The organism is Pseudomonas sp. FSL R10-2964 (assembly GCF_009600035.1).
GTDB classification, from domain to species: Bacteria; Pseudomonadota; Gammaproteobacteria; order Pseudomonadales; family Pseudomonadaceae; genus Aquipseudomonas; species Aquipseudomonas bubulae.
The window spans coordinates 17,464-43,412 of sequence record NZ_WIWH01000031.1 but is presented as its reverse complement, the minus strand read 5'-3'; the positions used below and the strand labels follow the sequence as shown (position 1 = coordinate 43,412).

Here is a 25,949-nt window from a genome sequence, read left to right as displayed (position 1 = left end):
TTACCCGTTTCTTGGAATTTTTATGTGGTGTTGCACAACAAGTGACGCAGGGAGTACGGGCTTGATGGTGGCGAGTGGACAAAAAGTCGTCAATTCAAGATAGGCCATATTGTTCGATAATCGCACGCAAAACTAACCGGTTGGTACAGATTGGTTGCTCAATAATAGGGCGCCCTTAATAATCAAGCCATTAAGAAATGCCGTCGCCTGCAGGCTGCGCCAATCCTGGGAGTTATAAATGAAGCGTTCGATCGCCACGGTTTCCTTGAGCGGCACCCTGCCGGAGAAGCTCGATGCCATTGCGGCGGCAGGTTTTGACGGGGTCGAAATTTTTGAAAACGACCTGCTGTATTATGACGGCAGCCCCCGAGAGGTGCGTCAGATATGTACCGATCTGGGGTTGGAAATAAGCCTGTTTCAGCCGTTTCGTGATTTTGAAGGCTGCCGCCGCGACCGTTTGGCCCGCAACCTCGACCGCGCCGAACGCAAGTTTGACCTGATGCAGGAGCTGGGCACCGATCTGGTGCTGGTGTGCAGCAATGCCGCAACGGATTCGGTGGGTGACCGGCAGATTCTGCTCGATGACCTGAGCCTGCTCGCCGAGCGCGCCGGGGCGCGCAATCTGCGTATTGGTTACGAAGCCCTGGCCTGGGGCCGTCATGTCAACACCTGGCAACAGGTCTGGGACCTGGTGCGCGAGGTCGATCACCCCAACCTCGGCGTATTGCTCGACAGCTTCCACACCCTGTCCCTCAAGGGTGACCCGAGTGGCATTGCGCAGATTCCCGGTGACAAAATCTTCTTTGTACAGATGGCAGACGCCCCGATTCTGGCGATGGATGTGCTGGAATGGAGCCGTCATTTCCGCTGTTTCCCGGGGCAGGGCGAGTTCGATCTGCCAGGCTTCCTGGCACCGATCATACAAAGTGGCTACACCGGGCCGCTGTCGCTGGAGATCTTCAACGACGGTTTTCGCGCCGCTCCGCCCCGCGCCAATGCGGCCGATGGCTTGCGTTCTTTGCTGTATCTGGAAGAGAAAACCCGCGAGCGGCTTGCCCTGCAAAATGCCCCGGTCGCTACCCTGGAGCCACTGTTCGCCCCGCCCGCTGCCAGTTCGTACGATGGCATCGAGTTTCTCGAATTTGCCGTGGATGAAAGCCAGGGCGCGCAACTGACCCACTGGCTTGAGCGATTGGGTTTCAGCAAGGCCGGGCAGCACCGCTCAAAAAATGTGAGCTTGCTGCGCCAGGGTGATATCAACCTGATCCTCAACGCCGAACCCTATTCTTTTGCTCATAACTTTTTTGAAGCCCACGGTCCGTCTTTATGTGCCACTGCCATTCGGGTGCAAGACAGTGCCAGCGCACTGGCCCGTGCCGTGGCCTACAAGGGGCAGCCTTATCGCGGGCTGGTCGGCCCTAACGAACTGGAGCTGGCGGCAGTGCGTGCGCCCGATGGCAGCCTGATTTATCTGGTGGACAAAGACGCTACCGGCAAGCCGTTGTATGAATCTGACTTCAACCTCACGTCAGCCCCATCACCCCAGGGCGGCCTTAAACGCATCGATCATATGGCGACGGCATTACCCGCCGACAGCCTCGACAGCTGGGTACTGTTCTATAAGAGCCTGCTGGATTTCGAAGCCGATGACGAAGTGGTGCTCCCCGACCCCTATGGTCTGGTAAAGAGCCGCGCGCTGCGTAGTCGTTGCAGCTCGATTCGCTTGCCGCTGAATATCTCCGAGAACAGAAACACCGCCATCTCACATGCTCTGTCGAGTTATCGCGGCTCGGGTGTGCACCATATAGCCTTTGAGTGTGACGACCTGTTCGCCGAAGTCAGTCGCGCCAAAGCCGCAGGCGTGCCGCTGCTGGATATCCCGCTCAATTATTACGACGACCTGGCTGCACGCTTCGATTTCGATGACGAATTCCTGAGCAAACTGGCCTATTTCAACGTGCTGTATGACCGCGATGCCCAGGGTGGCGAGCTGTTTCATGTGTACACCGAGGCGTTTGAAGGGCGGTTTTTCTTCGAGCTGCTGCAACGCAAAAATGGCTATGCCGGGTATGGCGCGGCGAACGTTGCGGTGCGCCTGGCGGCGATGGCCAAGTCACGCAGTGGTGCGGTGCGTCAGGCAAAGTTGTAGGGCGACTTCCTTCATGGGGCGGGGCGCCCCATAATCCCGGGCACTCCAACCTGGCCGTGAGCCTTTAATGACCAATACTCCAGAAGTCGATACCGGCGCCACGGCACCGGTAGTCGAACCGCGCAAAAGCCGTAAGAACAACCCTGAAAAGACCCGGGAAAATATCCTGCAAGAAGCCATTGTCGAGTTCGTCGAACAAGGCCTGGCGGGGGCGCGGGTGGATGCGATTGCCGAGCGCACTAAAACCTCCAAGCGCATGATCTATTACTACTTCACCAGCAAGGAGCAGCTCTACGTCGAGGTGCTGGAGAAGTTGTACGGCGAAATCCGCAGCATCGAAAGCTGTTTGAATCTGGATCAGCTTGAGCCGGTTCTGGCGATTCAACGACTGGTGGAATTCACCTTCGACCACCACGACATGAATGCGGATTTTGTGCGTATCGTCAGCATCGAAAATATCCACAAGGGTGAATACATCAAGCGCTCCGAAGGCATCAAGGCCATGAACGACACGATCGTACAGGCACTTGAAAACATCCTGCAGCGCGGCGTTGAACAACGGGTGTTCCGCGCCGGGCTCAACCCGCTGGATGTGCATTTGCTGGTCAGCTCGTTCTGTTTTTACCGGGTATCGAATCGCTACACCCTGGGTGAAATTTTCCAGGTCGACTTCTCTGATCTGCAGGTCAAGCAGCGTCAGCGCGACATGATGTGTGATGCCGTATTGCGCTATTTGCAGGCGTGAACAGGCGGCACACTTTGTACTAATGAAACACAATACCAATTGAAAATCATTCTCGACAAAAAGTAAGATAGCGGCCCCTTTCCTTCATGCTCAGGGAGTCGGTTTGTTGGATACGGATCTCAAGGGCTTGTTCCTCAAGCATGCCAGTACCCTGCGCGGGTATCTGGCGCGCAAGGTACGAGACCCACAGCTGGCCGCGGACCTGGTGCAGGAAAGTTTTCTGCGCATGGCCGAGCGTGGCCGCAAAGAGCACATCGACAACTCCCCCGGTTACCTCTATCGCATTGCTGGCAACCTGCTGGTCGATCATATCCGCCAGGAAACCCGGCGCAAGACCGATACGGTCCCCCATGAAGCACTGGCCGAAATCGAAGACGAAATGGCAGGGCTGGAGGCCCAGGCGATGGCTGAACAACAGCGCATGGCTCTAAAGCAGGCATTGTCCGAATTGCCCGAACGCACCCAGGAAATCTTCCGTCTCAACCGCATCGAGGGCATGACCCATGCTCAAGTTGCGCGCCATCTTGAAATTTCCGACAGCTCGGTGCAAAAGCATCTGTCGAAAGCCTTGGCTTACGTCATGCAGCGTCTACAAGAGCCAGAGAAATAACTTTCAAATATGTGGATGAACGGCTTACTGAGTTTTAGCCGGCGAGACGTCACTGCTTATATATAACGAGAAATAGAGATTCACACCTGATGAGCCAAGGCCCCGAACAGCAGAGCATTACTGAAGCGGCCGCCGAGTGGGCGGTGCGTCTGCACGCGGGTGCGTTGAGCGAGGAGGCGCAGGCGCAGCTGGAGCAGTGGCTGGCGGCCGATAAGCGCCATCCAGAGGCCTTGCGCTTTGCCGAGCAGACCTGGGCAGCGCTGGGGGATTTGGCGCTGGAGCCGCGGCCTGTTGCCCATCGCCAGCGACCAGCAGAAGCCCGACCCGCGCCTGTGAGCCGACGTCGACGGCCGTTGCGCTGGGCCGGACGTGCTGCAGTGCTGTCGTTGGTAGTCGCAGTTGGCTGGTTTAGCGGCCCGACGATACTGATACAGATGCAGGCCGACTACCGCACAGGTGCGGGAGAAATCCGCACGGTTCAGCTCGACGACGGCAGCTCGGTACAGCTGGATGCCTCCAGTGCCATCAGCATCGACTACGACACTGGCGAGCGGCGTATCAGCCTGCTGGCGGGTTCGGCGGTGTTTGACGTGGCGCCCATGGACGAAGCCGAAACCCGGCCTTTTGTGGTGCAAAGTGCGGGCGGGCGTACCCGAGCGCTGGGCACGCAATTTGTGGTGGGCCGCGAAAGCCGCGATCAGGCCTGGGTCGGCGTGTTGCAACACAGCGTTGCCGTGAGCCTGCAAACGCCGCCGGCCCAAGGCGCAGCGCAGCAAACCCTTGAGGAGGGCCAGAGCGCCCGCTACAGCGCAGCGCAGGGTGTAGAAAAACTGCCCGGTTTCGACTTGAGCGCAGCCACCAGCTGGCGCCGTGGTGTGCTGGTATTTGACCGCCAGCCATTGGGCCATGTGATCGAGCAGCTCAACCGCTATCGCCCCGGCCAGATCATCTTGGCCAACCCGGCCCTGGCCAGTCGACAGGTCAGCGGCGTATTCCGCCTCGAAATGCTCGACAGCGCCCTGCACACCCTTACCCAGGAGTTGCAGGTGCAGCGCGTCGAACTGGCGGGCGTGAGCCTGGTGTATTGAGCCACCACAAAGCTCTGCAGCGCTTTTTGAAAATTAATCGCAAAAACCTTTACTGACTTTTCCCCCATCTTACGTCTTGCTATTGAGATTCATTCGCAAAGCAGCTCGTAAGCCTGGGGAAAATAAAAATGATGGGTAGTCAGCGCAAAGGGGTGCAATCCGCAAGTCGGTTAGCCTTTGCAGTTCATGTCGGGATTGTCGCCCTGTTGGCGGCGCAAATGCCGGTGCAGGCCGCAGAAAAAGTCAGCAGCGCCGTTCAGCAAGAATTTATCGCCTTCCATATTCCGGCCCAGCCGCTGGACAAGGCCGTGCTGATCTTCGCCGAACAGGCGGGCCTGCAAGTGCTGTTTGACAGCCAGATGCTGCGCGGCCTGAGCTCCGTGGCGCTGAATGGCGACCTTGGCGTGCAGGAAGGCCTGGCGCGCTTGCTGGGCAACAACCCGGTGGAGTATCGCTTTACCGGCGAACGGCAGATCACCCTGACCCGCGTCAGCGGCGAACACAACGGTGCCCTGGCCCTGGGTACTACCTCGGTGACGGCCAGTGAGGGTAATACTGCGGATTGGGTGTACCAGACCCCATCCTCCGTCGCTGTCATTACCCGTGAGCAAATCAACAAGCGTGCCCCCCGTCATGCCGCTGACATGCTTGAAGAAACCGCGGGCGTGTACACCGCCGTCAACCAGCGTGACCAGGGCCTGTCGGTCAATATCCGCGGGATTCAGGACTATGGCCGGGTCAACATGAACGTTGACGGCATGCGCCAGAACTTCAATGTCAACGGCCACCAGCAACGCAATGGCGTGATGCTGATCGACCCGGAAATGGTCTCCAGCGTTGAAATCGACAAAGGTGCCCAGTCCGGTATGGGCGGTGCTGGCGTATTGGGAGGCATTGCCAGCTTTAACACCCTGCAAGCCAGCGAGTTCCTGAAAGACGGCAAAGAGTACGGCGGGCGCATCCGGGCTGGCAGCGGTATCGGTAAATTGGGTAATGGCACCTATTTCAATGGCGGTGGCGTCTTCGCATTTGGCAATGATCTTGGCGATGTTTTGGTCGCTTATAGCGAACGCCATTTTGGTGACTACCGTACCGGTCGGCAAAACGCCGATAACCTGGGCGTAAATATTCTCAGCAAGAACAAATATCGCGAAGCCTGGAAAGACTGGCTGTCCAGTGAAGTAGGCGATACCGGCAGTGTGACCCGTTCGCAGATGGTCAAGTTCGGGCTGAACCTGCCCAACGACCAGCGAGCGCAGTTCACTTACCTGGAAACCGACAGCGATAGCGCTGACGCATGGACCAACCTCAATGCGACGAAGGATGGTTATGACTATGTTCGTACCGGTAAAAGCAATATCAATACCGGCAACCTGGCGCTGGACTACAGCTACAACCCGGATAACGAGCTGATCGACTTCAAAAGTAAACTTTATTACGTCAATACGCAGCTTGATCGACGTAATGCCCCCCACAAAGCGTCGGCTGATAGTGGTAATGCATTTGATGGTTACGAAGATGAGTTTCGCACCAGTACATGGGGCTTTCAGGTAGAAAACACGTCCCGGTTTGACTTCAACAACTACGGGCAACTGAGCTGGAACTATGGCCTGGAGAGTTATCAGGACATCTTTAAGTCCAAGAACAATCTGGTGCCTGCAGAGAATGAGACCGATCTGCCCTGGGTTGAGGGTGCTGACCCGGAAGGTAAACGTACCATGGCCAGCCTGTTCAATAACCTGCACTACCAGTACAGCTATTGGCTGACGCTGGATGCCGGGTTGCGTTATGACCGCTATCGTCTGGAAGGCAAGACAGGCATGAGCTTATGGCAAGCGCCAGTCACTCCAGGGGAGAATGGTGGCGAGGTGATGACATCGGGGAGTTCTGTAAGAAATGTTTATTTCTATGATTCCGATCGTGAAGAAGGCAAGTTTTCTCCGACGTTTGGTATAGGGGTAAAACCCGGAGTTGACTGGTTGCAGTTTTATGGGCGGTGGGGTCAGGGCTGGCGCCCGCCGGCGGTGACTGAGGTGTTTATGACCGGGCGGCCCCATGGGGGGAATGCGCCGGAGCGGGTTTACCCCAATCCATACCTGAAAGCTGAGGAAAACCAGGAATGGGAGTTCGGGTTAAATATCTTTAAAGAATCCCTGTTCTTTAATAATGATCGGCTCGGGGTGAAAGTTGCTTACTTTGATAACAACATCAAGAACTTCTCGTTTTTAAATTATGGCGTCTCTCTACCAGGTTCGGACGACATTTCCACGCCGGGTCGTTCGGCATATGTGAATAACCTGGCTGAGACCCGTTTTCGAGGTGTCGAATATCAGTTGAACTACGACATGGGGCGGTTGTATACCAATCTGAGTTATACGCATATGATTGGCAGTAATGACTTTTGCTCAAATGAATTCTATATGGGTGGGGCCAAAAAAAGGGGTGAGGTTATTAAGATAATCAAAGTGCCCTATACCCGGCCTAATGGCACGATTGGCTACACCAATACTCGAGTCTCTGAATGGCTCGATGACCCTGACAGAAACAACGCAATCACTTGCGGGGCTATCATGGGTAATGCGGCGCATATACCCGCAGATCGAGGGTCTCTAACGGTCGGAGCTCGTTTTCTTGAGCGGCGCCTGGACACTGGGATACGCTTGCGCTACAGCCCTGGTAATGACGCGAGCTTGAATGAGTGGAGTTACAACGGTATAGAGCAAGCACTCTGGCCTAAATACAGCGTGTACGACCTGTATGCAAGTTACTGGCCGACGAACACGTTGAATATTACCTTGTCGTTAGAGAACGCTACCGACGAAGCCTACTTTGTGGCCATGGGAGATGCCAGCAACTTGAGCATGGCGCGCGGTCGGACATTGAGCGGCATGCTCGAATATAAATTCTAAATAACGGGCTGTTTGCTTCGTTATATAAAAGATTGCTCGTTGTGAGCAAAGGCGTGCATCGCTGTACGCCACTTCACTGAAACTATCTAAGGAAGAAACTCAAGTCATGACTATTTCGATTAACTACAGCTCGTTTATTGGTTCTGATTCGATTGGTGACGTACTCAGCGACTGGGCTCAAGGTTTTAAAACTGCGGGTCACGGTCTAAGTAATACCGGTGGTTTCAACAGTGGTGTTAGCGCTCAAGATGGTGAGCAGTATGCGACGCATGGTGCCAATAAGTCGGACTACGCCTTTATCGCAGGAAGCGATACCAACAATGGCCTGCATTATGTGTATGACCCTAAAGTCTCTGCTGGCGACAACATGAACCACTACCTGTGGGGTGAACTGGACAGCGTGAGTTTGGGTGAAGTGCTGACTGGCGGCTCGGGTAGCGCGTTTGGCCTGGGCGACTACACCGTCTCCTTCAACGGCCTCGACCTGTCTGCCGCCAGCGATGCCGGCCGTGCGGGCAACGCTGTTCAGGACGTGATCTACGGCCTGATGAAAGGCGACGTATCGGGTCTGGAAGGCGTGCTCAACAACCTGCTGAGCGGGTTCGGCCTGTCTACCGATTCGACCTTCGACCAACTGGCTGCGGCCGGCCTGGCTCACGCCGATGCACCACTGGCGGCTGATATCAGCCTGGTGGGCGTGCTGGATGTGGCTCAGGACTGGGCACTGGCGGCGTAACTCCCGCCCACCTCAGTGAACTCCAATCCTGTGGGAGCCGGGCTTGCCCGCGATGGCATCGGCATGGTCTGGCAGTCAGACCGCGCCGCTTGCATCGCAGGCAAGCCAGCTCCCACAGGGTTTTCGGCCCATATCCTCGGAATCTTTCCATGACCCGGCCCAAAGCCAACGAGATGCTGGCTGCCTTGACGGCCTACAAACGTGCTTTTTTCAATATCGGCCTGTTCTCGGCCGTGATCAATTTACTGATGCTGGCCCCGGCCCTGTACATGCTGCAGGTATATGACCGGGTGTTGGCATCGGGCAATCAAATGACCCTGTTGATGCTGACGCTGATGATCCTCGGCCTGTTTGGCCTGATGGGGGCGTTGGAGTGGGTGCGTAGCCAGGTGGTGATCCGCCTCGGCACGCAGATGGACATGCGCTTGAATCAGCGCGTCTACGACGCCGCTTTCGAGGCGCAATTGCGCACCGGCAGTCCGGCAGCAGGGCAGGCGTTGAATGACCTCACCAGCCTGCGCCAGTTCGCGACGGGCAATGCGCTGTTCGCGTTTTTCGACGCGCCGTGGTTTCCGGTGTATCTGTTTGTGATCTTTATGTTCAGCCCCTGGCTGGGGCTGTTGGCCCTGGGCGGCGCGGTGCTGTTGATGCTGCTGGCGTGGGTCAATCAGCGCGTTTCCCAAGCGCCGCTCAAGGCCGCCAGCGAGTTGTCGGTGCAGGCCACCCAGCAGGCCAGCGCGCATCTGCGCAATGCCGAGGCCATTGAAGCCATGGGCATGCTCGACACCTTGCGCGGGCGTTGGCTGGCGCAGCACACGGCCTTTTTGGCGCAGCAGAATCTGGCCAGCGAAAAAACCGCCACCGTCAGTGCCTGGTCCAAGGGCGTGCGTCTGGCCCTGCAATCCCTGGTGCTTGGCCTCGGTGCCTTGCTGGCGGTGCAGGGGCAGATCACGGCCGGGATGATGATTGCCGGCTCCATTCTGATGGGCCGGGTGTTGAGCCCCATCGATCAGTTGATCGGCGTGTGGAAACAGTGGAGTTCGGCGCGGCTGGCCTATCAGCGTCTCGAAGCCTTGCTGCACAGCTATCCGGCTCGGGCGCAACGCATGGCTTTGCCCGCGCCACGGGGCGAGCTGGCGGTGGAGCAATTGAGCGCCAGTGCGCCCGGTACCCGTCGCGCCACCCTGGCCAACCTGAGTTTTACCCTGCCGGCCGGGCAGGTGCTGGGGGTGATCGGGCCTTCTGGTTGCGGCAAGTCAACCCTGGCCCGGCTGCTGATCGGCGTATGGCAGCCGCTGGCGGGCAAGGTGCGGCTGGACGGTGCCGAGCTGTCGCAGTGGGACAAACACCAGCTTGGCCCGCACTTGGGTTATTTGCCCCAGGACATTCAGCTGTTTGCCGGCACCATCGCGCAAAACATCGCACGCTTTGCCGAGGTGGATGCCGATAAGGTACTGGCCGCCGCGCAACTGGCGGGTGTGCATCAACTGATTCTGCAATTGCCCGACGGTTATGAAACGCGCCTGGGCGAGGGTGGCGCTGGTTTGTCCGGCGGGCAGAAGCAGCGCATCGGCCTGGCCCGCGCGCTGTACGGTCTGCCTGCGGTGATCGTGCTCGACGAACCCAACTCCAACCTCGATGAAGCCGGGGAGCAGGCCTTGTTGCAGGCCATTACCCAGCTCAAACAGCACAAGCGAACCCTGATTTTGATCACCCACAAACCCAATGTGCTGACCCTCACCGACCAACTGTTGATCCTGCGCGAAGGCCAGCTACAAGCCTTTGGCCCCACGGCCAAGGTGCTCGGCGCGCCCGCTGCAGCTAAACCTGCGGCGCCCAAGCCGGCGATGAACGTGAGCTACCGGCTCGGTACGGCAGAGGCGAACAAGGCATGACGCAGTTAAATGCCAAGGCCGTTGGCGACAGCAATGTGCTGCAACTGGATGACACCCGATATGCGCGCCTGGGCTGGTTGTTGATGCTCGGCGGCTTTCTCGGATTTCTCGGCTGGGCCGCATTGGCACCGCTGGATAAGGGCGTTGCGGTGTCGGGCAAGGTGATGGTTTCGGGCCATCGCAAAGTGGTGCAACACCCCAGCGGCGGGATTGTTGAGCGCATCGACGTGCGCGACGGCGACAAGGTGGCCGCAGGCCAGGTACTGATTCGCTTGAAGGAAACCCCGCTGCTGGGTCAGGCCCAATCCTTGCGCAGCCAGTTTTATGGCTCGCTGGCCAGTGAAGCGCGGCTTAATGCCGAGCGCGACGGTGTGGCCAGTGTGAGCTTTCCCACCGAGTTGACGGCATTGGCGAGCGAGCCGGAGGTGGCGTCCAATCTGGCTTTGCAACGGCAATTGTTCGATAGCCGGCGTCAGGCGTTGCTGCTGGATCAGCAAGGCATCGATGAAAGCATCGCGGGCGCCGAGGCGCAGTTGCGTGGGGTACGTGACTCCCAGGCCAGCAAGGTACTGCAACGCACGGCACTGGCCGAGCAGTTGCAAGGTTTGCGTGAGCTGGCCCGTGAAGGCTATATCCCGCGCAATCGTCTGCTGGACAGCGAGCGGGTGTACGCCCAGGTGCTGGGTTCGATCAGTGAAGACTACGGTCGCATCGGCCAATTGCAGCGACAAGTGCTGGAGATGCGTCTGAAAATCCGGCAATTGGCCGAGGAGTATCAAAAGGAAGTGCGTACGCAATTGGCCGATACCCGGGTTCGCACTGAAGACCTGCGCAATCGGCTGGCGTCGGCCGAGTTTGAACTGGCCAACAGCCAGCTGCGTGCGCCGGTGGCCGGGATTGTGGTGGGGCTGGATGTGTTTACCGAAGGTGGGGTGATCAAGCCCGGTCAGGCGCTGATGGAAATCGTGCCCCAGGGCGAGCCCCTGCTGGTCGAGGCCCGGGTGCCGGTCGAGCTGGCCGACAAGGTGCACGCCGGGTTGCCGGTGGAGCTGATGTTTTCGGCCTTTAGCCAGAGCACCACGCCGCGGGTGGCGGGGGAAGTGATGCTGGTGTCGGCGGATCGCCAGGTCGATGAACGCACGGACGAGCCGTTTTACACACTGCGTGCCCAGGTCACTGAAGCAGGCATGGCCCAGTTGGCAGGGTTGCAGATTCGCCCGGGCATGCCGGTTGAGGCATTTGTGCGCACGGGCGAGCGCTCGATGCTCAATTACCTGTTCAAACCGCTGCTCGACCGTACTCACATGGCATTGGTGGAAGAATGACCGTGCGCCAGTTTGTATGTGGATTATTGATGGTGTGCACGGGGCCGGTGCAGGCATTGGGGTTGCTGGACGCCTACGATCTGGCCGTGCGCAATGACCCGACCTTCCAGGCCGCCATCGAAGAGCGTGCCGCCGGTGAGGAGAACCGCGCCCTTGGCCGCTCCGCGTTGCTGCCGACCCTGTCGTGGAACTACAACAACTCACGCAACGAGTCTGAAGTCACCCAGGCCAGCACCCGGACCGATCGCGACTACCGCAGTTATGCGGCAACCTTGACCTTGCAGCAACCGCTGCTGGACTACGAAGCCTACGCACGATTCCGCCAGGGCGCGGCACAGGCGTTGTTTTCTGATGAACGCTTTCGCAGCAAAAGCCAGTATCTGGCGGTGCGGCTGCTCAATGCTTATAGCCAGGCCTTGCTGGCGCAGGAGCGCATTGAGCTGAGCCGTGCGCAAAAGCGTGCTTTTGCCGAACGTTTGCAACTTAACCAGCGGCTCCTTAAAGGGGGGGAAGGGACCCGCACCGATGTGCTGGAAACCCAGGCACGCCTGAGCATGGCGGTGGCCGAAGAAATCGAGGCGCAAGACAATCAGGACGCTGCCCTGCGGGAGCTGGAGGCGATGCTTGGCGAGCCGTTGCAGATCGAGCAGCTGGCCCCGCTGGCGGCGCACTTTGTGATTGCGCCGCTGGAGCCGCAGCGCTTTGAAAGCTGGCGCGAACTGGCACTGGCCAATAACCCGGAACTGGCCTCGCAGCAGCATGCGCTGACCTCGGCTGAGTACGAGGTGGAGCGCAAGCGGGCCGGGCACTTACCCAAACTCAGCTTGTATGCCAGCAGCCGTCAGACCAGTTCTGACTCCGAAAGTACCTATAACCAGAAATACGACACCAACAGTGTCGGCATTCAGCTCACCGTGCCGTTGTTTGCGGGGGGATCGGTGTCGGCATCGACCCGCCAGGCCGCGCGGCAATTGTCCCAGGCCCAGTATGAACTGGACGCGCAAACAGCCAGCACGCTGGTGGACCTGCGCAAGCAGTACAACCTCAATAGCAGTGCCGCGGCCAAGGTGCGGGCCTATGAAATGGCGGTGGAGTCCGCCGGTGCCCTGGTGCAGGCGACGCAGAAAAGCGTGAGTGGCGGCGAGCGGGTCAATCTGGATGTGCTGGATGCCGAGCAGCAGTTGTTCAGTGCCAAGCGGGATCTGGCCGAGGCACGCTATGCGTATTTATTGGCACGGGTACAGCTCAGGTATTACGCGGGGGTGTTGAACGAGGGGGATTTGCGGCAGGTGGCGGGGTATTTTCGGGCCCATTAAACATGGCCATATTGCGGCGTTACCATCGCGGGCAAGCCCGCTCCCACAGGTATTGCGCTGATCCTGTGGGAGCGGGCTTGCTCGCGATTCGGTCGACACGGTGTATCAGAACCTGTGTTTACCGACGAACCAGCAACACACCCGATTCCATATGGTGCGTCCACGGAAACTGGTCAAATACCGCGCAGCGCTCGATACGGTGAGTATCGTGCAGTTGGGCGATATTCTCGGCCAATGTCGCCGGGTTGCACGAGATATACAGGATGTTGTCGAAACGGCGGGTCAGCTCACAGGTGTCCGGGTCCATGCCCGCGCGAGGCGGGTCGACGAAGACGCTGCCGAACTCGTAGCTTTTCAGGTCGATGCCCTGCAAGCGACGGAACGGACGTACTTCGTTCAGGGCTTCGGTCAGCTCTTCGGCCGACAAGCGTACCAGCGTGACGTTATCCACAGCGTTGTCGCGCAGGTTGTTCAGCGCGGCGTATACCGACGTCTTGCTGATTTCGGTGGCAAGTACCTTACGCACACGGGTAGCCAGCGGCAGGGTGAAGTTGCCGTTGCCGCAATACAGCTCCAGCAGATCATCCGAACGCTCGCCCAGTGCGTCGTATGCCCAATTGAGCATCTTCTGGTTGACCGTACCGTTTGGCTGGGTGAACGCGCCTTCAGGCTGTTGATACGTGAAGGTGCGGCCTGCCACTTCCAGCTTCTCGACTACATGATCGCGGCCAATCACAACACGTTTGCCCTTGGAGCGACCGATCACGCTGATATCCAGGTCTTTGGCCAACTGCTCGGCGGCGGTTTGCCAGTGCTCGTCCAGCGGGCGGTGATAGCACAAGGTGACCATTGCATCGCCTGCCAGGGTGGTCTGGAACTCCACCTGGAACAACTTGTGGCTCAGGGCCGAACTGGCTTGCCAGGCAGCCTTGAGCTGGGGCATCAGTTGGTTGATGCGCAGGCTGGCGATCGGGAAGTCTTCGATCAGGATCGGTGTGCGCTTGTCGTCCTGGGCAAACATGGCGTAGTGACGCTCACCACCCTCGCGCCACAGACGGAACTCGGCCCGCAGGCGAAAGTGCTTGAGCGGCGAGTCGAACACCTGCGGCTCAGGCGCATCGAAGGGCGCCAGCAGCTCACGCAGACGGTTGGCCTTGGCTTCAAGCTCAACGGCGTAGGTAGCAGAATCAAACGGCAAGGCACTCATGCGTTAAACCAACCCAGCTTGACCACAAACAGAACCGACAAAATGATCAGCGGTGCATTCAACTCGCGGGCGCGGCCCGACAGCAGCTTGATCACGGTCCAGGAAATAAAGCCGAAGGCGATGCCGTTGGCGATGGAGTAGGTGAACGGCATGGCCAGGGCGGTGATTACCACCGGGGCGGCGACAGTTACGTCGTCCCATTCGATTTCTGCCAGGCCGCTCATCATCAGTACGGCCACGAACATCAGCGCAGGCGCGGTGGCGAAAGCTGGAACGCTGGCCGCCAATGGCGAGAAGAACAGCGCCAGCAGGAACATGATGCCAACCACAATGGCGGTCAGGCCGGTACGGCCACCGGCGCTCACGCCCGCTGCCGACTCGATGTAGCTGGTGGTGGTCGAAGTGCCCAGCAGCGAACCGGCCATGGCCGCGGTGCTGTCGGCGATCAGGGCGCGGCCCATTTTCGGCATGTGGCCGTCCTTGCCCATCAGCCCGGCGCGCTTGGCAACGCCGATCAGGGTGCCGGAGTTGTCGAACAGGTCAACAAACAGGAAGGCAAAGATCACGCTGATCAGGCCGATATCCAGCGCGCCTTTGATATCCAGCTGCAGGAAGGTCGGAGCCAGGGAGGGCGGCATCGACACGACACCACCGAAATCGGTCACGCCCATGGCAATCGAGGCAATGGTCACGGCCAGGATGCCAATCAGCACCGCCCCGCGCACTTTCATCGCTTCAAGGGCCACGATCAGGGCAAAGCCCAGGGAGGCGAGGATCACTTTTGGCTGAGCCAGATCGCCCATACCTACCAGGGTAGCCTTGTTGGCAACCACGATACCGGCGTTGCCCAGGGCGATCAGCGCCAGGAACAGGCCGATACCGGCGGCAATGGCCGAGCGCAGCGGTAGCGGGATGCTGTTGATGATCCATTCGCGGATGCGAAAGATCGACAGCAGGAAGAACAGCACTGCCGAGATAAACACTGCGCCCAGCGCGACCTGCCAGGTATGGCCAAGGTGCAGCACCACGGTGTAGGTGAAAAAGGCGTTCAGGCCCATGCCCGGTGCCAGTGCAATCGGGTAGTTGGCGATAATGCCCATGGTGGCTGAACCGATGGCGGCCGCCAGACAGGTGGCAACAAACACGGCGCCCTTGTCCATGCCCGTTTCACCGAGGATGCTCGGGTTTACGAACAGGATATAGGCCATCGCCAGGAAGGTGGTGATACCCGCAAGTATCTCGGTACGCACATTGGTGTTGTGTGCTTTGAGTTGAAACAGCCTTTCCAGCATGCCAGTCCCCGTGGCGCCAAATGCGCCGTGATTAAATCGTTTTCAACAGCAAAGCACAGACGCGGACCGCCTGAAGATTTTCTGTCTGTCGGAAAAAGCCGCGCATCATACCAGCAGCTCGTGGATATGGCTGCTTTGGTTACCTTGCGAGGCCATGTTTTATAACCTTGATGTGGCAGGCATACTGCGTGCCAGTTTTCGGAGGGACCCATGAAGCACTTCATCAAACCTGTTTCAGCCTGTTTTGGCCTCTTTATAAGTGCCGCTGTCAGCGCTGCGCCTGCCATGCCTTTGAGCACTGTCGAGATCCTCAAGGTAGCGTCTGTTTCCTGTGCGGTGGAGGATGTGTCCGATGGTCGCGAGCAGACCCGCTGCGACCATAACGGCCCCCATATCAAGGTCTATGTGCTGGAGCGCGGTTACGGCGGCCAGCCCAATGTGACACTGGACGGCCAGGAAGTGGATGGTGTACGGGCGCCGGTATGCAATCAGGGCGAGGGGCTGGTGGCCTGTAACGGTTCAGGCACCACCGTGGGGCACTTGTACACCTTTGATCTGGGTAACAAGAACGGTGGCTGGTTCGAGTTCAGTAACAGTTCGCTGGTACCGCCGCACAATCGGCTGGGTGTGAAGCTATATATAAGGTAGCAGCGGCTACAGAAAACCTCCGCCGTGGGAGCGAGCCTGCTCGCGAACGCTTTTCGCGAGCAGGCTCGCTCCCACGGAAGGGCTTGATCGGGAACAGAATATCTAGAGGGTATTGCGCTCTTCCACCATCCGGTCCCGATTGGCCAGCCCCGGGAACAGTTTTATCCACAGCCCGGTAACAATCAGCGTACCGACGCCGCCCAGCACGACAGCAGGCACTGTGCCCAGCCAGTGAGCCGTGGCCCCGGATTCAAACTCCCCCAACTGGTTGGACGCGCCGATAAACAGACCGTTAACCGCGCTCACCCGGCCACGCATCTCGTCCGGAGTCTCCAGTTGCACAAACGAAGCGCGAATCACCATGCTGATCATGTCCGCCGCGCCGAGTACCACCAGTACCGCCAATGAAAACCAGAACGAGGTCGACAGGCCGAAGGCGATGGTGGCAACGCCGAAGACCCCCACAGCGGTGAACATCACGCGCCCCACCTTGCGCTCCACCGGGAATCTGGCCAACCACAATGACATCAGCAAGGCGCCGATCGCCGGTGCCGAACGCAACATGCCCAGACCCCAGGGGCCGGTCAGCAGAATATCCTTGGCAAACACCGGCAGCAGCGCCGTGGCCCCGCCCAGCAGCACGGCAAACAGGTCCAGGGAGATAGCGCCCAGCACGTCCGGGCGACTGCGAATAAAACGAATGCCCGCCAGCAATGAGTCCAGCGTGGCCTTGGCCTTGTTCAACGGCAACTGACGGGCTGGCAGGTTGCTCATCAGCAGTGCCGCAATCAGGTACAGCGCCACGCTCGGGCCATACACCCACACGCTGCCAAAGGCATACAACAGGCCGCCAAACGCCGGTGCGACGATGGTGGCCGATTGCTGTGCCGCTTGTGCCGCCGCCACGGCCCGGGGAAACAGTTCAACTGGCACGATGGAAGGTAGCAGCGCCTGGGTGGCAGGCATTTCGAAGGAGCGGGCCGCGCCGAGCAAAAACGCTAGGATAAAGATCATTTCCCGGGTGATATGGTCGCTGGCACTGCTAATGGCCAGTGTCAGGGCAATCATCGCCTGCAGTGACTGGCACACGGCGGCCACCCTGCGGCGGTCATAGCGGTCGGCCACATGCCCGGTGTGCAGCATGAACAGCAGGCGTGGAGCGAACTCGATCAAGCCCACCCAACCCAGGTCCATCACGTTGCCGGTGAGCTGATAGAGGTTCCAGCCGATGGCCACTGTCAGCATCTGAAATGCACTGGCGGTGAAGATGCGAGCAAACCAGAAGGCCACAAAGGGTCGGTGATGGCGTAGCAGAAGGGGCTGGCTGGTCATGTGGGAGGATCGTGCTGAAGGGTTGGGGGAGGCCGAGATTATCACTGTTTTGTAACAAATAATGACTCAAAACATCATGATCTCCGGGAGCCTGATAAGGGATTTCTGCGATTCCCTGCACTTCTTGCAACGGTCTATATCAAGGGCTGAGGCATCGTGTCACGCGACAACAAACCACATTAGCCGTGTGTCAGGAATGGACTACTCTTTCCACCATGCTTGATCCAGATCAAAACCTCTCCGGTTTTGTCTGAGTGGCCAGTCGGCCAGATCCCTTTTTGTTGTGGTTAAAAAGCGAGCAGCGATTCGCAGCGGCCATGGCTTGCGGGGAAGTTGGATCCGGGCGCGACGCTCGGGTCCTCAACGACCTGATACCTGATAGAGGAAGACTTATGTTCGGTTTGGAGGCTCTCGATCTCGCCCGAATTCAGTTCGCGTTTACCGTGTCGTTCCACATTCTTTTTCCCGCCATTACCATCGGTCTCGCCAGTTATCTCATGGTGCTCGAAGGCATGTGGCTGAAAACCCGTGACGACACCTACCGCGACCTGTACCACTTTTGGTCGAAGATATTCGCCGTCAACTTTGGGATGGGCGTGGTGTCGGGCCTGGTCATGGCCTATCAGTTCGGTACCAACTGGTCGAGGTTCTCGGACTTCGCCGGTGCTGTTACCGGGCCGCTACTGACCTATGAAGTACTCACCGCATTCTTCCTTGAAGCAGGTTTTCTGGGGGTCATGCTGTTTGGCTGGAACCGCGTCGGTCGCGGGATGCACTTTTTCTCGACCGTCATGGTGGCCATCGGCACACTGATCTCGACCTTCTGGATTCTGGCCTCCAACAGCTGGATGCAGACCCCGCAAGGTTTTGAAATCATCGATGGCCGAGTCATTCCGGTGGACTGGCTGGCGGTGATTTTCAACCCGTCGTTCCCTTACCGTCTGGCGCACATGGCCACGGCCGCCTTTGTTGCCACGGCATTTTTCGTAGGTGCCTCGGCCGCCTGGCACCTGTTGCGCGGTCGCAATACACCGGCCATTCGTCGCATGTTCTCGATGGCGATGTGGATGGCCCTGGTGGTTGCGCCGGTGCAGGCCTTTATTGGTGACGCCCACGGCCTGAATACCCTTGAGTATCAGCCGGTGAAAATCGCCGCGATCGAAGGTCACTGGGAAAACAAGCCGGGTGAACCGACGCCGCTGATTCTGTTCGGCATTCCCAACATGAAAACCGAGACCACGGACTACAAGATCGAGGTGCCATACCTGGGCAGCCTGATCCTGACCCATAGTCTGGACAAGCAGATCCCGGCCATGAAGGACTATCCGGCAGCGGATCGTCCGAACTCGACCATCGTGTTCTTCACCTTCCGCATCATGGTTGCGTTGGGCATGTTGATGATCTTTATCGGCCTGTGGAGCGTGTGGCTGCGGAAACGCGGCACCCTCTACGAGAACCGCTGGTTCTTGCGCCTGGTGCTGTGGATGGGGCCATCGGGCCTGATCGCGATCCTCGCGGGCTGGTTTACTACCGAGATTGGTCGTCAACCGTGGGTGGTCTACGGGCTGATGCGCACGGCTGATGCTTCGTCCAACCACAGCGTCACGCAAATGAGCATCACGCTGGTCATGTTTGTCGTGGTGTATTTCTCGCTGTTCGGTGTAGGTCTGGGCTACATGATGCGTCTGGTACGCAAGGGCCCGATCACCCACGAAGGCGATGACGAAACCCACGGTGGCCCAGGCCAGCAACGCACGCCTGCCCGTCCTCTGTCTGCAGCCCATGAGGGTACAGATGAAGGCCACAGCGACAGCCTGACGAAGGGGAATTGAGTCATGGGTATTGATCTGCCACTTATCTGGGCAATCATCATCATCTTCGGGATCATGATGTATGTGGTCATGGATGGTTTCGATCTGGGGATCGGCATCCTCTTTCCCTTTATCAAGGGCGAGAAAGATCGCGATGTGATGATGAACACGGTCGCCCCTGTCTGGGACGGTAACGAAACCTGGCTGGTACTGGGCGGCGCGGCGCTGTTCGGTGCCTTCCCGCTGGCCTACTCGGTCGTGCTGTCGGCGTTGTACCTGCCACTGATCCTGATGCTGATGGGCCTGATCTTCCGCGGCGTGGCCTTTGAGTTCCGCTTCAAGGCACGCCCGGAAAAACGCCATATCTGGGACAAGTCCTTTATTGGCGGTTCGCTGGTGGCGACGTTCTTTCAGGGCGTGGCATTGGGGGCCTTTATTGATGGCCTGCCGGTAGTCAACCGCCAGTACGCCGGTGGCGGGCTGGACTGGCTGTCACCGTTCACGGTGTTCTGCGGTATTGCCCTGATCGTGGCGTACGCCCTGCTGGGTTGCACCTGGCTGATCATGAAGACCGAAGGCGAGCTGCAAGAGCGCATGCACAAGCTGGGTCGCCCGCTGGCACTGGCCGTACTGGTGCTGATGGGCATTGTCAGCCTGTGGACGCCGCTGGCCCACACAGACATCGCGGCCCGCTGGTTTACCCTGCCTAACCTGTTCTGGTTCCTGCCGGTGCCGATCCTGGTGCTGGTGACCATGTACGGTCTGCTCAAGGCAATCGCGCGCAAGGCCCACTACACGCCGTTCCTGCTGACCCTGGTGCTGATATTCCTGGGTTACAGCGGCCTGGGCATCAGCCTGTGGCCGAATATCATTCCGCCTTCGATCTCGATCTGGGACGCGGCGGCACCGCCGCAAAGCCAGGGCTTCATGCTGGTGGGCACCCTGTTTATCATCCCGTTCATTCTGGGCTACACCTTCTGGAGCTACTACGTGTTCCGCGGCAAGGTGACCCACGAAGACGGTTATCACTAGTAGCAAGTGCCGCTGTGGCCTGAGGGCCACAGCCTTTTCCCCAAGAGGAGGCCCCACATGGCTGGCAAGGATTATCTACACGACGTGCAAGAATGCGAAAAGAAGCCTTTATGGCAACGCATAGGCTGGCTGCTGGTGATCTGGACCGGCAGTGTGGCCACCCTGGCAGTATTTGCCTGGCTGATCCGCATGTTCATGACGGCGGCAGGCATGAAAAGCCACTGACTTCCCATCCCGTTGCCTTGCGGCTACGGTTTTATGACCCGCTTCGGCGGGTTTTTTTTGTACTGTCTTCTGTGGGAGCGAGCCTGCTCGCGATACAGGCGCTGCGCGCTTGTCGGTTCAATCGAGTCGGCGCTTTGCGGGCAGGCCCGCTCCCACAAGGGGCTTGCAAGGATCAGGTTTACTTGCGCGCCTTGAGGATCACGAACTTGGGCGTGGCGGCCACTTGCTCGACACCACGAAACAGCTTGGCCAGCTTGCTGTGATAGCCCAGGTGGCGATTGCCGACGATATACAGCGCCCCGCCCACCACCAGCGCTTCACGCGCCTGCTGGAACATGCGCCAGGCCAGAAAATCCCCCACCACCTGTTGCTGGTGAAACGGCGGGTTGCACAGCACCACGTCCAGTGAGTCCGGTGCCTGGCTCGCCAGCCCGTCATCGGCCCGCACTGTCACTTCGCGATCACCCAGGGCCGCTTGCCAGTTTTCCCGGGCGGACTGCACGGCCATAAACGACTCGTCGACCAGCGTGTACTGCGCTTGCGGGTTGGCCAGTGCGCTGGCAATGGCGAGCACGCCGTTGCCGCAGCCCAGGTCGGCAACCCGGGCCGAGCCCAGGTTTTTCGGCAGGTGGGGCAGGAACGCCCGGGTACCGATATCCAGGTCTTCGCGGCAGAACACGTTGGCATGGTTGAGCAGCTCGATGGCCGGCTTGTCCAGTCGATAGCGGGTAGGGTAGGGCGAGGTAAATGGTCCCAGGCCCTGTGCTGTGGCGATCAGCAGCCGGGCCTTCTTGACCGCCAGCGAGGCATGCATCGGGCCGATATAACGCTCCAGCAAATCGCCAGCAGCCCGCGGCAGGTGCTTGACCATCGCGCCCGCGATCACTTGGGCACCCGGTGCCAGCTGACCTTGCAGGCGGATCAGTTGTTCTTCAAGCAAGGCCAGGGTCTTCGGCACGCGTACCAGCACGCAGTCGAATGGCCCTGCCAGTGGTTCACTGGCCGGAATGATCGAGACCGCATCGTAAGCATGGCCGTTGTGCACCAGGTTTTTTTCCAGCGCTTGCATGGCCAGGAAGGAGTCACTGCTGCTGGTGACCTGCATTGTGCCCACCAGGCTGATCGCCAGGGCCCCAAAGCTGTCATTGAGCACCAGCACCCGGCTGTTTGCGGGCAGCGCCTGTTCGGCCAAGTGATTAAGCAAATACTCATCCGCCGCATCAAAGGCCTGCAAGGGCTCGTTCTGCTGCTCGGGTTGGCGGATCAGGCGAAGTTGGGCGAAAGGGCTTTCTAGCACGGGCATTTATACAAACTCTGAGGAATCAACTGTTGCATGGCCTGCCCCTGAGGGAGTCTGGCAAGCAGAAGCGTCCGTGGGTTTTACAGGTGGCGGTGATTTTACTTTTTTTTACCGAAGATTACCTGATGGGTTTATTGCTGCTGCGCAGGGCAGGCCTACAACAGGCCTGACTTGGCCGCCATGACCACCGCGGAGGTTTTGTTGTTGGCCCCCAGTTTTTTCATGGCGCTGCTGATGTGAAAGTTCACGGTACGGGTGCTCAGGCCCAGAATCATGCCGATGTCGGAAGCGATTTTACCTTCGGCAGTCCATTTCAATATCTCCAGCTCGCGACAAGACAGGCGGATGATATGAATCTCCAGCCGGTGATGAAGGTGGCAGCGCTCGAGCATGGCACTGTGCAGTTGGTTGCAGAGCCACAACACATTGGCAGCCTTATCTGAAAACTCGTCCTCGGTGACTGGCGTGCTTTTTCTGGCGAGGCTCAACATGCTCACAGCGCCATTGGGGTCGTGTACCGATTGCGACCAGCCATAGGTCAGCCCGCAGTTTTGCGTGGCTCTCCACTGGTCAGGCGTCTCACGAAAGACATCAGAACTCCAGATAATGGGCAGGATCGATAACTGGCAGTGGGTCAGCAGAGGGTTTTTTTGCGAGAGGTGACCTTTTTCATATCTATCGACATAGTCATTTGGATAGTTTGTAATTACTTTGCTATTCGTTGTGATGTTTCCAAGGCGAGGAATCATTCGAAAGAAGAAATAGTCAAAGCCGTATTCTTCTATTCGTTTGAGTGTGTTTGAACAGAGTTCAGCCTCGCTTATGCAAGAAAGGTAATGGTTTTTACTGATTGAATGATGTGCGGTCATAAGGCGCTCCTGCGGCCCGGCAGTAAGTAAGCGGTGTTGTGAGATAGCCCGTTAAGAAGATTTTAGGTGCTGTTTCGAATAATGCTAATTATTCGAAAGTAGGGGTTGGTATGTGAAAACTTTGTTAGTTGTAGATGTGGGTGCTCATGTAATAACAGTATCTAATTATACGTTTTCGGGTGTTTCTATATAGCAGTTGCGTGGGGTTAACGGCACCGGATCCAAAAGCTCAATGCAAAGCTATCTTTCCGGCTGCAGTCCGGGCGGTGTTTGCGATGCGGCTGGATGCCGTAAAGCCATCACAAACCATCGGTTTTTCTCAGGCCCTCTTTGCGCGACACTAGGGCATTCGCCATTGGAGTGCCCCATGACTGCCACTGCAGAAAAATTCACCCAACAGACGCTTCTCGACGTCACACCGCTGACGCCCAGCCTGTTCACGTTGCGTACCACACGTGATCCGGGTTTTCGCTTTCGCGCAGGGCAATTCGCCAGGCTGGGGGTGACCAAGGCCGATGGCAGCACGGTGTGGCGCGCCTATTCAATGGTCTCTTCCCCCCATGACGAGTTTCTGGAGTTCTTTTCGATCGTGGTGCCAGGCGGGGAATTTACCAGTGAGCTCAGTCGCCTGGAAGTGGGTGACACCTTGTTGGTGGAGCGTCAGGCCTACGGCTTCCTGACTCTGGACCGCTTTGTCGACGGTCGTGACCTGTGGCTGTTGGCAACCGGCACTGGCATCGCGCCTTTCCTCTCGATCCTGCAGGATTTTGAGGTGTGGGAAAAGTTCGAGCGCATCGTGCTGGTTTACAGCGCCCGCCATGCCTGCGAAATGGCCTATCAGGAACTGATCGCCGGGTTATGCAGCCGTGAATACCTGGCCGACTATGCGCACAAATTTATCTACATACCGGTGGTTACCCGGGAGCAGGTACCCGGTGCATTGAACGGGCGCATTACTGCATTGATCGAAAATGGCGAACTTGAACACGCCGCAGGTATTGAATTGAGCAGTGAGCACTCACGGGCCATGTTGTGCGGTAACCCGCAAATGATCGATGACACGCGCAAGTTGCTCAAGGCACGGGACATGCAGTTGAGTCTGAGCCGCCGGCCAGGTCAAGTTGCTGTTGAGAACTATTGGTAGTTGTTTTGTATTGTGTGTGACATGGAAAAACAAAGGCGCCCCTGAGGGCGCCGTTGTTTTTATTGAGCACTTATGGCCGGTTATTTTGAACTTTGAGCAAGTCGCGAATTTCGCCCAGTAGTTCCTCTTCTTTAGAGGGCAGCGGTGGTACGCTCGGAGCGACCGCCTCTTCGCGTTTCAGGCGGTTGATTGCCTTTACACCCATAAAGATAGCGAACGCGACGATGATAAAGTCGATCACGCTCTGGATGAATTTGCCGTAGGCCACAACCACTGCTGGCGCATCGCCAACGGCGGCTTTCAGCGTAATGGCCAGGTCACTGAAGTCGACTCCGCCAATCAGCAACCCCAGTGGTGGCATGACCACGTCCCCCACAAAGGACGAAACGATTTTGCCGAATGCCGCGCCGATAATGATACCGACGGCCATATCGACCACGTTCCCTTTGACCGCGAAGGCCTTGAACTCACTTATCACGCCCATAGGTTATTCCTTGTTACAGATGAGGTTGGTGGGTGCAGTGTAAATCAGCATGGCTGATCTTGCCCGTACAGCTGTTTGCGGGTAAGCAATCGACCCGTTTGGCCGTGAGAAGTTTTCTATTGGCTTTCACTACGCGATTGAATGGCGCAATACCAGACCTTTTTCTCAATGGCCGGCTTGAGACCTTTCTATTTAGAGTTTGCGTTGCATGCCTCTAGCCTTTGGTCAGCGCTCCATTGCGCAACCAATAACCAGAGGACTTACGCATGACCACCCCCCTAGGCTTCGGCGCGCTTTCACAGCGCCGCCTGCTGTGTGTATTAAGCGCCAGCCTGCTGTCGGTTACAGCCCAGGCCGCCACACTGACCCGTGACAACGGTGCCGCTGTCGGTGACAACCAGAACTCCCAGACGGCAGGGGCCAATGGTCCGGTTCTGCTGCAAGACGTGCAGCTGCTGCAAAAGCTGCAGCGTTTTGATCGCGAGCGTATCCCGGAGCGAGTTGTTCACGCTCGTGGCACAGGCGCACACGGCACGTTTACAGTCACCAATGACTTGAGCGACCTGACCAAGGCCAAAGTATTTGCCAAAGGCGAAACCACCCCGGTATTTGTGCGTTTCTCGGCCGTGGTACACAGCGCCCACTCCCCAGAAACCCTGCGTGACCCACGGGGTTTTGCCACCAAGTTCTACACCGCGGACGGCAACTGGGACCTGGTGGGTAACAACTTCCCCACCTTCTTTATCCGTGATGCGATCAAGTTCCCGGACATGGTTCACGCCTTCAAGCCTGACCCGCGTACCAACCTGGATGACGACTCGCGCCGTTTCGACTTCTTCTCTCACGTACCGGAAGCCACACGCACCCTGACCGAGCTGTACTCCAACGCGGGTACCCCCGCCAGTTACCGGGAAATGGATGGTAACGGTGTACACGCCTACAAACTGGTCAATGCCAAGGGGGACGTGCGCTATGTGAAGTTTCACTGGAAGAGCCTGCAGGGGTTGAAAAACCTTGATCCGAAACAAGTGACGCAGGTTCAGGGCCAAGACTACAGCCACATGACCAACGATCTGGTTACGCATATCAATAAGGGTGACTTCCCCAAGTGGGACTTGTATGTGCAGGTCCTCAAGCCTGAAGACTTGAAATCCTTTGATTTCGACCCGCTGGATGCCACCAAGATCTGGCCTAACGTGGCTGAGCGAAAAGTCGGGCAAATGGTCCTGAACCGCAACCCGGCCAATGTCTTCCAGGAAACCGAGCAGGTCGCCATGGCCCCGGCCAACCTGGTACCAGGTATCGAGCCTTCCGAAGACCGTCTGTTGCAGGGCCGGGTGTTCTCCTATGCCGATACGCAGATGTACCGCCTGGGTGCCAATGCCATGCAATTGCCGATCAACGCCCCCCGGGTCGCGGTAAACAATGGCAACCAGGACGGCGCGATGAACCTGGGCCACACCACGTCGGGGGTGAACTACCAGCCAAGCCGCTTGATGCCGCGTGAAGAGCCGCAAGCTGCGCGCTACAGCGAAATGCCATTGGCGGGTACTACCCAGCAAGCGAAGATTCAGCGTGAGCAGAACTTCAAGCAGGCCGGTGATCTTTACCGTTCATTCAGCCAGAAAGAGCGTCAGGATTTGATTGAAAGCTTCGGTGGTTCGCTGGCAACTACAGACGATGAAAGCAAGCACATCATCCTGTCGTTCCTTTACAAGGCCGACCCTGAGTACGGCACTGGCGTAGCCAAAGTGGCCAAGGGCGATCTGAGTCGGGTCAAGGCGCTGGCTGCCAAGCTGGCGGATTAACCCGCAGCCCTCACCCCGATCCTC

Annotated in this window: 21 protein-coding genes; 15 read left to right on the top strand and 6 right to left on the bottom strand. The window is 58.2% G+C overall.

Annotated elements, in window-relative coordinates; all coding sequences use genetic code 11:
* Nucleotides 1-238 precede the first annotated feature (238 nt).
* The 9 genes from quiC (at nt 239) to GHN92_RS17240 (ending at nt 12,773) form a co-directional block, all read left to right on the top strand.
* Nucleotides 239-2,149 (top strand): 3-dehydroshikimate dehydratase QuiC, encoded by a 1,911-nt coding sequence (gene quiC / locus GHN92_RS17280; RefSeq protein ID WP_153380652.1) that lies wholly within the window; start codon nt 239-241, stop codon nt 2,147-2,149.
* 67 nt (nt 2,150-2,216) lie between these two features.
* Entirely contained in the window at nt 2,217-2,894 is a 678-nt protein-coding gene (locus GHN92_RS17275; protein WP_095021298.1) for a TetR/AcrR family transcriptional regulator, read from the top strand.
* Between the two features lie 103 nt (nt 2,895-2,997).
* Nucleotides 2,998-3,504, top strand: coding sequence for an RNA polymerase sigma factor (locus GHN92_RS17270; protein WP_095039261.1), 507 nt, complete (start codon nt 2,998-3,000; stop codon nt 3,502-3,504).
* Nucleotides 3,505-3,593: 89 nt separating this feature from the next.
* A complete protein-coding gene (locus tag GHN92_RS17265; protein WP_095023435.1) occupies nt 3,594-4,592 on the top strand; it encodes a FecR family protein in 999 nt (332 codons plus the stop codon).
* Between the two features lie 128 nt (nt 4,593-4,720).
* Nucleotides 4,721-7,501 (top strand): TonB-dependent receptor, encoded by a 2,781-nt coding sequence (locus GHN92_RS17260; protein ID WP_150628302.1) that lies wholly within the window; start codon nt 4,721-4,723, stop codon nt 7,499-7,501.
* Nucleotides 7,502-7,607: 106 nt separating this feature from the next.
* The gene (locus tag GHN92_RS17255; RefSeq protein WP_150628301.1) at nt 7,608-8,237 is read left to right on the top strand and encodes a heme acquisition protein HasA; all 630 of its coding nucleotides are present in this window, start codon (nt 7,608-7,610) and stop codon (nt 8,235-8,237) included.
* Nucleotides 8,238-8,386: 149 nt separating this feature from the next.
* Entirely contained in the window at nt 8,387-10,132 is a 1,746-nt protein-coding gene (locus tag GHN92_RS17250) for a type I secretion system permease/ATPase (RefSeq protein ID WP_153380650.1), read from the top strand.
* The gene (locus tag GHN92_RS17245; RefSeq protein ID WP_095027003.1) at nt 10,129-11,457 is read left to right on the top strand and encodes an HlyD family type I secretion periplasmic adaptor subunit; all 1,329 of its coding nucleotides are present in this window, start codon (nt 10,129-10,131) and stop codon (nt 11,455-11,457) included. The genes GHN92_RS17250 and GHN92_RS17245 overlap by 4 nt, the downstream gene beginning before the upstream one ends.
* A gap of 29 nt (nt 11,458-11,486) precedes the next feature.
* Nucleotides 11,487-12,773, top strand: a complete 1,287-nt coding sequence (locus GHN92_RS17240; RefSeq protein ID WP_095027013.1) for a TolC family outer membrane protein — start codon at nt 11,487-11,489, stop codon at nt 12,771-12,773.
* 118 nt (nt 12,774-12,891) lie between these two features.
* Here GHN92_RS17240 and trmA read toward each other — a convergent pair whose 3' ends face one another.
* Nucleotides 12,892-13,980, bottom strand: coding sequence for a tRNA (uridine(54)-C5)-methyltransferase TrmA (gene trmA / locus GHN92_RS17235; RefSeq protein WP_094999375.1), 1,089 nt, complete (start codon nt 13,978-13,980; stop codon nt 12,892-12,894).
* Nucleotides 13,977-15,272: an NCS2 family permease gene (locus tag GHN92_RS17230; RefSeq protein WP_094999374.1), complete on the bottom strand. Its 1,296-nt coding sequence runs from the start codon at nt 15,270-15,272 to the stop codon at nt 13,977-13,979. Before GHN92_RS17230 ends, trmA begins: the two co-directional genes overlap by 4 nt.
* A gap of 210 nt (nt 15,273-15,482) precedes the next feature.
* Here GHN92_RS17230 and GHN92_RS17225 point away from each other — a divergent pair, with 210 nt between their 5' ends.
* Nucleotides 15,483-15,920: a DUF4879 domain-containing protein gene (locus GHN92_RS17225; RefSeq protein ID WP_094999373.1), complete on the top strand. Its 438-nt coding sequence runs from the start codon at nt 15,483-15,485 to the stop codon at nt 15,918-15,920.
* 102 nt (nt 15,921-16,022) lie between these two features.
* On the opposite strand, the gene GHN92_RS17220 is transcribed toward GHN92_RS17225, so the two are convergent.
* Nucleotides 16,023-17,252, bottom strand: coding sequence for an MFS transporter (locus GHN92_RS17220; RefSeq protein WP_095018390.1), 1,230 nt, complete (start codon nt 17,250-17,252; stop codon nt 16,023-16,025).
* Nucleotides 17,253-17,644: 392 nt separating this feature from the next.
* Here GHN92_RS17220 and GHN92_RS17215 point away from each other — a divergent pair, with 392 nt between their 5' ends.
* Genes GHN92_RS17215 through GHN92_RS17205 form a run of 3 tightly spaced genes read left to right on the top strand, consistent with a single transcriptional unit; the run spans nt 17,645 to nt 20,320 of the window.
* Nucleotides 17,645-19,084 carry a cytochrome ubiquinol oxidase subunit I gene (locus tag GHN92_RS17215; RefSeq protein WP_094999371.1) on the top strand — a complete coding sequence of 480 codons (1,440 nt, stop codon included), beginning with the start codon at nt 17,645-17,647 and terminating at the stop codon, nt 19,082-19,084.
* A 3-nt stretch (nt 19,085-19,087) separates the two neighbouring features.
* Complete coding sequence (gene cydB / locus GHN92_RS17210) at nt 19,088-20,095, top strand: cytochrome d ubiquinol oxidase subunit II (RefSeq protein ID WP_095018389.1); 1,008 nt, start codon at nt 19,088-19,090, stop codon at nt 20,093-20,095.
* 57 nt (nt 20,096-20,152) lie between these two features.
* The gene (locus tag GHN92_RS17205) at nt 20,153-20,320 is read left to right on the top strand and encodes a DUF2474 domain-containing protein (protein ID WP_016779358.1); all 168 of its coding nucleotides are present in this window, start codon (nt 20,153-20,155) and stop codon (nt 20,318-20,320) included.
* Between the two features lie 178 nt (nt 20,321-20,498).
* On the opposite strand, the gene GHN92_RS17200 is transcribed toward GHN92_RS17205, so the two are convergent.
* Together GHN92_RS17200 and GHN92_RS17195 are read right to left on the bottom strand one after the other, a co-directional pair.
* Nucleotides 20,499-21,623, bottom strand: coding sequence for a class I SAM-dependent methyltransferase (locus GHN92_RS17200; RefSeq protein ID WP_133143790.1), 1,125 nt, complete (start codon nt 21,621-21,623; stop codon nt 20,499-20,501).
* A gap of 152 nt (nt 21,624-21,775) precedes the next feature.
* Nucleotides 21,776-22,489 (bottom strand): LuxR family transcriptional regulator, encoded by a 714-nt coding sequence (locus GHN92_RS17195; protein ID WP_095023428.1) that lies wholly within the window; start codon nt 22,487-22,489, stop codon nt 21,776-21,778.
* A gap of 367 nt (nt 22,490-22,856) precedes the next feature.
* On the opposite strand from GHN92_RS17195, the gene GHN92_RS17190 reads away from it, so the two are divergent.
* Nucleotides 22,857-23,633: a ferredoxin--NADP reductase gene (locus GHN92_RS17190; protein WP_094999367.1), complete on the top strand. Its 777-nt coding sequence runs from the start codon at nt 22,857-22,859 to the stop codon at nt 23,631-23,633.
* 70 nt (nt 23,634-23,703) lie between these two features.
* Here the strand turns inward: GHN92_RS17190 and mscL are convergent, their stop codons facing one another.
* Entirely contained in the window at nt 23,704-24,117 is a 414-nt protein-coding gene (gene mscL / locus GHN92_RS17185) for a large-conductance mechanosensitive channel protein MscL (protein WP_094999366.1), read from the bottom strand.
* Between the two features lie 266 nt (nt 24,118-24,383).
* On the opposite strand from mscL, the gene katB reads away from it, so the two are divergent.
* Nucleotides 24,384-25,925 carry a catalase KatB gene (gene katB / locus GHN92_RS17180; protein ID WP_094999365.1) on the top strand — a complete coding sequence of 514 codons (1,542 nt, stop codon included), beginning with the start codon at nt 24,384-24,386 and terminating at the stop codon, nt 25,923-25,925.
* The last annotated feature ends 24 nt before the right edge of the window (nt 25,926-25,949 follow it).

What these genes read in the sequence shown, in the direction of transcription:
- quiC (WP_153380652.1), top strand. Translation starts at nt 239, where the DNA reads ATGAAGCGTTCGATCGCCACGGTTTCCTTGAGCGGCACCCTGCCGGAG.
- GHN92_RS17240 (WP_095027013.1), top strand. Translation starts at nt 11,487, where the DNA reads ATGGTGTGCACGGGGCCGGTGCAGGCATTGGGGTTGCTGGACGCCTAC.
- GHN92_RS17190 (WP_094999367.1), top strand. Translation starts at nt 22,857, where the DNA reads ATGACTGCCACTGCAGAAAAATTCACCCAACAGACGCTTCTCGACGTC.
- GHN92_RS17260 (WP_150628302.1), top strand. Translation starts at nt 4,721, where the DNA reads ATGATGGGTAGTCAGCGCAAAGGGGTGCAATCCGCAAGTCGGTTAGCC.
- GHN92_RS17245 (WP_095027003.1), top strand. Translation starts at nt 10,129, where the DNA reads ATGACGCAGTTAAATGCCAAGGCCGTTGGCGACAGCAATGTGCTGCAA.
- mscL (WP_094999366.1), bottom strand. Translation starts at nt 24,117, where the DNA reads ATGGGCGTGATAAGTGAGTTCAAGGCCTTCGCGGTCAAAGGGAACGTG.
- GHN92_RS17275 (WP_095021298.1), top strand. Translation starts at nt 2,217, where the DNA reads ATGACCAATACTCCAGAAGTCGATACCGGCGCCACGGCACCGGTAGTC.
- GHN92_RS17225 (WP_094999373.1), top strand. Translation starts at nt 15,483, where the DNA reads ATGAAGCACTTCATCAAACCTGTTTCAGCCTGTTTTGGCCTCTTTATA.
- GHN92_RS17205 (WP_016779358.1), top strand. Translation starts at nt 20,153, where the DNA reads ATGGCTGGCAAGGATTATCTACACGACGTGCAAGAATGCGAAAAGAAG.
- GHN92_RS17200 (WP_133143790.1), bottom strand. Translation starts at nt 21,623, where the DNA reads ATGCCCGTGCTAGAAAGCCCTTTCGCCCAACTTCGCCTGATCCGCCAA.
- GHN92_RS17215 (WP_094999371.1), top strand. Translation starts at nt 17,645, where the DNA reads ATGTTCGGTTTGGAGGCTCTCGATCTCGCCCGAATTCAGTTCGCGTTT.
- GHN92_RS17265 (WP_095023435.1), top strand. Translation starts at nt 3,594, where the DNA reads ATGAGCCAAGGCCCCGAACAGCAGAGCATTACTGAAGCGGCCGCCGAG.
- katB (WP_094999365.1), top strand. Translation starts at nt 24,384, where the DNA reads ATGACCACCCCCCTAGGCTTCGGCGCGCTTTCACAGCGCCGCCTGCTG.
- cydB (WP_095018389.1), top strand. Translation starts at nt 19,088, where the DNA reads ATGGGTATTGATCTGCCACTTATCTGGGCAATCATCATCATCTTCGGG.
- GHN92_RS17250 (WP_153380650.1), top strand. Translation starts at nt 8,387, where the DNA reads ATGACCCGGCCCAAAGCCAACGAGATGCTGGCTGCCTTGACGGCCTAC.
- GHN92_RS17195 (WP_095023428.1), bottom strand. Translation starts at nt 22,489, where the DNA reads ATGACCGCACATCATTCAATCAGTAAAAACCATTACCTTTCTTGCATA.
- GHN92_RS17255 (WP_150628301.1), top strand. Translation starts at nt 7,608, where the DNA reads ATGACTATTTCGATTAACTACAGCTCGTTTATTGGTTCTGATTCGATT.
- trmA (WP_094999375.1), bottom strand. Translation starts at nt 13,980, where the DNA reads ATGAGTGCCTTGCCGTTTGATTCTGCTACCTACGCCGTTGAGCTTGAA.
- GHN92_RS17230 (WP_094999374.1), bottom strand. Translation starts at nt 15,272, where the DNA reads ATGCTGGAAAGGCTGTTTCAACTCAAAGCACACAACACCAATGTGCGT.
- GHN92_RS17220 (WP_095018390.1), bottom strand. Translation starts at nt 17,252, where the DNA reads ATGACCAGCCAGCCCCTTCTGCTACGCCATCACCGACCCTTTGTGGCC.